The sequence below is a fragment of the Pontibacter sp. HJ8 genome (genome assembly GCF_054824225.1).
This window is the reverse complement of the sequence record NZ_JSYF01000460.1, coordinates 1-1954: the sequence shown is the minus strand read 5'-3', so window position 1 is coordinate 1954 and position 1954 is coordinate 1. Positions and strand designations below refer to the sequence as shown.

The 1954-nt window shown below is 47.2% G+C and carries 2 protein-coding genes; both read left to right on the top strand.

Annotation, left to right across the window (positions count from 1 at the left end):
* Positions 1 to 710, top strand: a 710-nt coding sequence (locus tag OB13_RS17800) for a hypothetical protein (RefSeq protein ID WP_461491533.1), incomplete at its 5' end; no start/stop codon positions are given.
* Positions 711 to 853: 143 nt separating this feature from the next.
* Entirely contained in the window at positions 854 to 1870 is a 1017-nt protein-coding gene (locus OB13_RS17795) for a hypothetical protein (RefSeq protein WP_461491532.1), read from the top strand.
* Positions 1871 to 1954: the final 84 nt, after the last annotated feature.

The window sequence follows — 1954 nt, the reverse complement described above, 5'->3', positions numbered from 1 at the left end:
ACCCCCGCGAGAACCTCCTGATTAACCTGTTAGGCCAACCAAAACTGCTCACCATTGGCGATGGTAGCAGCCCCACCATGCACGATGGCGGCGGACGCCTTACAATTGATTTCTCCCCGATGGGCAGCGTTACCATGAAGAGCTTTGTCGTGTATGATATCGATGATGCGGATGAAGGCTCCCTGGTAGAGCTTTTTAGTGGCACGGGTCAGCTGCTTAAGAGCAAAAAGCTTCCTAAAACAGATAAAAATGACATCACTTTAGTCGGCTTCGACGGGGATGTGTCAGGTGTTACCAAAATGGTCGTGACCTTTGGCGAAGGACGCAAACTGGCTGGCTCGGGAGCCATCAGTAGATTACAACTTTGTCCGGATGGAGCAGGTCAATGCTGGCCTTCGAGCGGCACGTTGCAATCGATGTGGATGCAGTATACAGGGGACAAGCCTGCCAATGTGAAAGTGAGTACCAGAAATGGTGCAGCAGCCAGCGTGATCTTTTCAGAAAATGGGATGAAGCCGGGCGACATCTTTAAAGTTGAAAGCCTGGGCGGCCTGGGAGAAGCAGTGCTCATCGAGACAAACAGAAAAGAAAGTCACACGATTTTGACAACACCCGGTGAGGGCCCATTGGTGGTCAAGCAGCAATACGGCTCTTTCAAAGTTCTCGACGCGAGAGACGACTGGGGAGCATATCCGATGTGCTTGCAGTAGGTAGCACCTGGAAAGACATATTTGACTGAAGTCAGACTAAAAAAAGCAGCTCCTTTAGGGGCTGCTTTTTTTAGTCTGACTTCTATATAGAAAAGATTGTTATATTTATAGTGCTTCTCCCAACAGCTTCACTTGCACTACCTATGAAACAATACTACTTCTCCCTGCTCCTCATCCTGCTCCTTTTACTTTCCTGCCAGCAGGAAACGGATAAAACAGAAAAGAAAGAGGCTTTACCTGTTTCTTCCAGGCATACCGGCACCTCGGAAAAAGAAGTAGGCCAAAAAGAAAACCAGGACGGGCAGCAAGTGGATGAAGCGCTGGTGCGCGAATGCACGGAATATTGGGCTGAAATACAGCGACTCAATTCTATAGCAGCAGACTATTTCTCTCAGGAATTTTTACCCAAGGCGCTTGCCAACCCGGCGCTCCCGGGGGAGAACAGAAAGTTTTTGCTTGCTTTGAAAGCCGACCTGCATCAGCCTAAGGAAGAATTTCACTCCAACTTAGCCATTGAGCAAGTGTTGCTCCCCATCTTCAAGTTGAACAAAGATCAGCTGGGCATTCTTGCTTTCCCGAAATATGACATTGACAATCCTGATCTGCAGGATATTTCGCTTGAGCACAAAATCTTAACCCAGCACAAGTTGGCACCCGCCTATGACAATCACTCTCAAACAAAACTGGCGCTACATCCAACCCTTGCCGATTCACTTTTCAAAAACAGGAACAGGTCCGTCTATACTTATACAACGCAAAGGAAAGTAAAGACCCAGATCACCAACTTTGCCTCTTACCACGGAGAGTGCCTGCTATACTACAATTACTTACTGGACAACAAGCCTTTCAAGGGCGATGACAAAGTATTGTTTGGCAGCAGGTATAGCTTAGACCTCAACTACAAGGGAGAGCCGGAAATAGATGCGCTGCTAAAGAGCCAGTACAAAAAGAAGTGCCAGGATTGCCCGAACAGCGGAGAGCTTCAGAAAACCTTTGCTTCCCTCCAAGGGGTGGAAGGCCTTTACTTTCTTTATGCAGACACCTTTCCTTTGAATAATGAACTGGACACACCCTTAAGGGGGCTGGTTATGAAGATGAATGATAAATTAGTATACCTGTGGCATGCCGAGGTAGATTTGGTTGGGTGTAGCTGTATATAAAAGCTAATTTTGTAGAATAGATTGAGCCCGTCGCTATACCTGGTAAGGCTGGGTGGCTAAACCTTCTTCTTTCAATCTTTGTTT

Bases quoted from the DNA above. Each gene is read 5' to 3' on its own strand.
- OB13_RS17795 (WP_461491532.1), top strand. From the start codon at position 854: ATGAAACAATACTACTTCTCCCTGCTCCTCATCCTGCTCCTTTTACTT.